This window comes from Endozoicomonas sp., assembly GCF_031844845.1.
In the GTDB taxonomy this organism is placed as follows: domain Bacteria; phylum Pseudomonadota; class Gammaproteobacteria; order Pseudomonadales; family Endozoicomonadaceae; genus Endozoicomonas.
The window spans coordinates 1-5941 of the sequence record NZ_JAVRMB020000002.1; the positions used below are offsets into that span (position 1 = coordinate 1).

At 46.2% G+C, this 5941-nt stretch carries 3 protein-coding genes; 2 read left to right on the forward strand and 1 reads right to left on the reverse strand.

Annotated elements, in window-relative coordinates; translation table 11 throughout:
- Window positions 1-641 precede the first annotated feature (641 nt).
- Window positions 642-2642: a hypothetical protein gene (locus RM811_RS00025; protein ID WP_402519392.1), complete on the forward strand. Its 2001-nt coding sequence runs from the start codon at window positions 642-644 to the stop codon at window positions 2640-2642.
- 41 nt (window positions 2643-2683) lie between these two features.
- Here the strand turns inward: RM811_RS00025 and RM811_RS00030 are convergent, their stop codons facing one another.
- Window positions 2684-4825: a diguanylate cyclase gene (locus tag RM811_RS00030; protein WP_402519394.1), complete on the reverse strand. Its 2142-nt coding sequence runs from the start codon at window positions 4823-4825 to the stop codon at window positions 2684-2686.
- A 990-nt stretch (window positions 4826-5815) separates the two neighbouring features.
- On the opposite strand from RM811_RS00030, the gene RM811_RS00035 reads away from it, so the two are divergent.
- The coding region (locus tag RM811_RS00035) for an NAD(P)-dependent oxidoreductase (RefSeq protein ID WP_402519396.1) at window positions 5816-5941 on the forward strand (126 nt) is incomplete at its 3' end.

Genomic DNA, 5941 nt, shown 5'->3' on the forward strand with positions numbered 1-5941 from the left:
CGTATTGGAGAATGGTGACACTCCAGGGCTCCTGATGCGGGGCTCTGGCAACTTTCTCAAGCCAGCGCTGATCGCGCCCTTCCAGTTTGAGATCAACGTTTTCCAGCTTCTTTTTCTGTTGCTCCTTTTTATCGGGAGCGATGTTCTGAAGGTCGGTTCCTTTCGACATTTTCGAGTAAACCTGGTGCGGGAATGGTGATAAATTTTTTAATTATAAATCGTTATGCTGGAGGCTGACCATATGTAAATGTACTGTTGTTCATTTCTATTGTTAACTTACGGGCAGTGAGATTAGTTATCGCCATATCTGGCTGTTTTTGAACAGGTATGGCTAATAAAGGAACTGGCACCCCTGGCAAAAAGATTCAGAAGATTTTCTGAGTAGAGCTGTAGTCCTGGCAGAATTGAAAACTCTTTTTTTCTCAGTGTGCAGGGCTGTTATTTTTACTAAAGCCAAATTAGATGAACGTTTTGTTGATTTTTAGGTTTTTTTAAAAATAACAGCTATCTTGTATTAGAATTGATAAATCAGAAAACTGTTATCTATTGAAAATATTCCGTTAAAGAAATGCTGGCAGAGTTTCTGCGCTAATAAATTTTTCACACTATCCCTAAATATAAACTACAAAGGTGTTTTACTTATGGCAGCAGTAGATGGTAGCAGAGGTGGTCAGGGTGTCCGGAATCCATTGTTTAATGACGGCTCTTCCAGTACAGGCAGAAAAAACAAGAGTTCTGACAGTGCAGGCAGCCAAAAGTACAGCCAAAAGTATCAGCATAAAACTTCAGCTACACCAACTAAGGGCTTGAAAACAAATGATGCTAGATCAGATAAGCCTGAAAAAACAATAGAAGCTAGAAAAGCAGAAGTAAGCGATCCTAAACATAGAAAGCCAGAAAAGGGACATGCTTCAGGCTCATCAGCCAAAACCGGCACAATCAGGTCATCATCAGAATCAGGACCGCAAGTCGAACGAACACATCTTGTCAGACCGGATCAATCCCGGAAGCTCCAGGGAGGCTCTTCTTCTGCAAGTCAGCCGGCTCCTTTAAAGGCCGTCATGTCCCAATGGGATATGACGGCTAAGGATAGACAAGTAATTGCGCTTGCAGAGGGGGTTAGAGATCTTCAGTCGAATTGGTTCGACGGTAACTACCAAAATTATCTTAATTCGGTAGTTGATTTTATGATTGCAATTGGGAATAAAAAAGAACATGAGCTTGAATTTGTCAAGCTGCTTTTTCTCAAAGAGGTTTATTCGAAAGAAGTAACTAAAGATAATAGAATTGATAGTAGGGGGTTTCGGGAACGGATGGCATTAATACCCGCTGATTTAACGTCTGCTAATCGATCAAAAATTATTGTTACTTTGCTCGCACGCCTTTGGGACAAGGAGCAAATACTTAAGTGCTTCAACAGTAGAAATCTAAGTAATCATGAAAGGGCAGCAATTAAATTAATTGTTTATGAGAATACAGTCGATCGACTTGTCAGTGGGCTCTGCGAGTACGCACAGCATAAAAGGGATGAAGTGTTAGGAAGAGAGCCCAAGACACAGGGGGGTAGTGATAAATCAAAAATTAAATCTTTAATGATGGATTTTTGCAGAATTGGTGTGATCCAGCTGGATAATTATCAACTTACTAAACGATTTTATGATTCCGTGGAAACTCATTGCAAAATAGAACTTAGTAAATTGCTATCTGATGAGACTAAGAGTCACAGAAAAAGAATTGAAAAGAAAAAGATTGTGTTTTCGGGCTGGACCCGGGATAAATTTCATGAGCTTTCAAAGGATTTAGAGGCGATTAGACCTCAACTTGAACTGCCTCGATATAGCTCTGAAAAAAAGAAATTTGAAAGGGAGCTGGACAAAAATACACAGATTACAAAGTCTCTCAGGGAGTATATGGAAAGTGGGAATAAAAGACTTGAAGATAAGGAGCTTATTTTGCTGATGTCATGTTATTCAAAGCAGAATGAATATAAAACCACTGACACTATAGATCAGAAAATCAATAAAATACACCATGTTCATCACTGGGAAGGGGAAGAGGCGGCTTTAGTACTGTGGAATAAATCAACCTCCCAGGATAAGAAAATGATGCGACGAAGAATTGTAAAAGAGTCTGTGCAAGCCTTGATGTTAACAAAGAGAACATTTCTTAAGGCAATGAAATTGGCAGTAAAAGATAAAGATAGGAAGGAAAAAGCAAAGAAAGATCAAAAAGTGATGAAAAAAGGGGGGGAGGGCGCCGCAAGTGTCATGGCTCGCAAAGCTCGGGAAATAACTCAACAAAGAGATGAACAAGCTCTAAACGAGGTTTTTTTTGAAAAATCTATGACGACAGGAGGATCACAGTCAGCATCAGAATTATCAAATGAATCTGAGGAGAGGAGACAGCGTATGGCTCTAATAGCTTATGATTCACGTAGTATGAGTGATCGGTTGGCACCGTCTAAAAATCCCACAAAAAATAAACAAGAAACCATAAGGGAGTTACAGTTAGGTATAACGGGGATAAAGGAGTTGAATGACGCATTCCTGACATGTGGTTTATTGAGTGGTGTCAGGAGCTTTTGTAATACTTTAGCGGATTTTCAATCAATGGAAGTGGTGCCGCGCAAGCGTTTAAAATAGCTTGGGAAGTATAAGTATTGATAGGTTATCTGGATAAGGCTCTACGACAGGGGTATTCGAACATCCATCAGACGTGTGCTGATTGAGGTGCGGTTTTTGCCTTTTTGTTTTGCCCGGTACATGGCTGAATCTGCTTCTTCCAGTATTTTGTCCAGTGTGTTCGCTCCACTGGACAGGGCAGAAATACCAATGCTTACGGTCATGGGCTTATGGTTAGCCTGTTTACTGTTATTGGCAGCTTCGTTGGCAATGGCATTTCTTATGCGTTCTGCAACACGGAATGCCTGCCAGGGTTCTGTATTGGGTAATAATGCCACAAACTCTTCACCGCCATAACGACCCAGCAGGTCTTTGTGTCTGAGTGCCATTCGGCAAAGCAGTGCGGTGTTTTTAAGAACAAGGTCTCCGGCACTGTGGCCCTGCTGATCATTCAGCTGTTTGAAATTATCAATATCCATAAACAGGGCGCAGCAGGGTTGAATGGAATCATTGTTAACGGAAGCCTGAATGATTTTCTCTGCCTCCAGGTAGAAAGCTCTCCGGTTCAGCAGGCCGGTCAATGGATCAAGGCTGGCCTGCTGTTGCCAGAAGAGAGACTGGCGGTTGGCCTGAAGCAATGTGCAGGCATGACTGCTGATATCGCAGGCGGTTTGCCAGGTGGTGGCATTGCGGTGATGTCTTAACGGAGAGAGAACCATCAGGATTTTATCTTCCGCTTCAATATTCAGTGGCAAGACCCAGTAGATCGTTCCGTATCGATCTTTGAAATTAATTTTAGTTTCAGTACCTGAGGAGATGACGTTTAACAGGTCATCTTCGATAGTGGGCAGCTGCTTTCTCAGACTGTCAGCGGTTTTTGAGTGGTCTTCGGCGTCCCCAAGAATCATATGCCACTCATCTCTTTGGTGGTGGAGTATCATGGCCGGCATGCCTGGTAATACTTCCTCAAAGGTTGACAGTACTCTCTGGGTAATATCGGTATCAGCCAGGGGGGAGTCTGGATTTTGCAGGTGCTGCCGGAGTGCTGTTTCAAATATTCGCCGCTTTCTACTGTCCGGTGCAATGGCATTAATAGACATGGCGTGCTGTAAATTCTGCTGGTGACTGTGCCAGTAAAACAGGGGGAGAAGTGCGGCATGCAAAGAGAGCAGCAGGAGTTCCGGGTAGGTAGGCAAGCTCCTTGGCCATGCTTCAGTGAACCAGGAGTAAGAAAGGAAGAGAAGCATGATCAGGGCAGAAGGAAAGGCCGTTTTTGCTGGCCGGATACCGTTATAGAGGCAGTAAGCGGTGGCAATGACAACCAGTGCAAAGCTGGCCAGAAGAGCGCTTGCGGCCAGTTCCATTGTGGTAGAGGGGGGCGGGCTGGGTGAGCTGATTGCATAGAGAACCAATGCAACCCCAAGTGCGTTTAACGAGAGAATCAGTCGATCAATTCTGGGGCAGTAGATAGGCAGTAGAGCCAGAGTCCGGTAACTGGTAATGCCTGTTGTCAGCACCAGGGTTGTCATTAAGATCAGCCAGTGTCCGGGATCTCCGAGCCATGAAATTACACGGAAAATTTCACCTTCCCACATCAGAATCATGACATTTGCTGCGAGCATGTGACTGATGAGCAAATAAAGTGCAGGGGTGCGGTTTCTCAAGGTCAGGGTAAAGATGAAAATCAATGCAACGATCAGGAGCGTCTGAATTGAGCTGATGGTGTTTTGTTGTTCGCTGAGCTTTTCAAAGTAGGTGAGGGAGGGCCAGAGCGTCGGATTGAGCTGGTTTGGTGGGACTGAGGCATGGCGGAGATACCAGGTCTTTGTTTCGCCTGGTTTGATATCAAGCTTGAGTGCATTGGGTGCAATCCCGGACCGGGAGCCATCAACCCCCATTTTTTTGAGATGGTAGCCGCCATTGACAGGAACAAAAATATCCAGTTTTTTGTGGGGTGCCTGTCGGAAAACCATAAGCCAGTCATGAGGAGAGTATTCTGATAACTCTATATCGAGGCGATACCAGTTTGACGGGGTGTCGTCCTGAACCTGTGAGCTCTTGAAAATATGAGGAGGAGGTTCAACGGACGCCAGGTGAGTCACCGGTAGCGGGTCGTCACCGCTGATATAGAGTGGTGCTGCAGCCAGTGGGTCGGAAAGTGTCAGTATGCTTATCAGGCATAGGAGGTAAAACCAGCTTTCCATCCACCCGATGGCCCGACATTCGTTGGTTGTCCGACATTTGTTGGTTGGCCGACATTCGTTGGTTGGCCGACATTTGTTGGTTGGCCGACACCTGTGGGATCTTTGGGGCAAGTGCGGTATCGAAAGCAATGACTTCGTCTTCCTTAACGAGGAGGTAGATTCCAAATGAAAAGCCCGGTGTCCATTGATTGTGGATAGCAACTTGCTTCCTCCTTCCTGGAGAAACCTTTCTGAAGAAAAAGGGCATTTTTGCAATTCTGACACAGTAAGAGGCTGTCTGTGAAGCCTGTGCTGCAGTTAGGGAAGAAACCATTCAGTAGATACCATCGCATCCCCGCCTGGGAGGTTGTTGCAAAAGGTTTTAAATGCTGATTTATACCACTGCCGGTTTTCCCGCGAAGGAGGGAATCCATCGTGAGAGTGGGAGTCTATCGCGAGCAGTGGATCCCCGCCCCCGCCTTCGAGGGTGTCGCAAAAGGGCAACCCCCTCCCCGACCGTCATCCTCGCGAAGGCGGTTGTCGCAAAACCCTCCTCGCTCCCACGCTCTGCGAGGTAGCGCCAGGACCCAACCACAGACACGATTCCTGTGGTTGGCTATGCATTCCCACGCAGAGCGTGGGAACGAGGTTCAAACCCTCCTCGCTCCCACGCTCTGCGTGGTAGCGCCAGGACCCAACCACAGACACGATTCCTGTGGTTGGCTATGCATTCCCACGCAGAGCGTGGGAACGAGGTTCAAACCCTCCTCGCTCCCACGCTCTGCGTGGTAGCGCGAGGACCCAACCACAGACACGATTCCTGTGGTTGGCTATGCATTCCCACGCAGAACGTGGGAACGAGGTTCCTGGTGGGTTTTGCAACAGCCTCGAAGGAGGGGGTCCACTGCGTGGTAGATTCCCGCCTTCGCGAGAATGACGGAGGGCTGGTACTTTCTACAATGCCACTTCCCTTACCGGTCTAGAGAAAACCATATAAATAACGAGAACAACATGGACTATCTACCATTATTTCTACAGATACGTAACCAGCGCTGTCTGGTCGTGGGTGGTGGGGATATCGCCCTTCGAAAAATCCGGCTCCTGAAAGCATCCGGCGCCATCATCAGAATCGTTGCC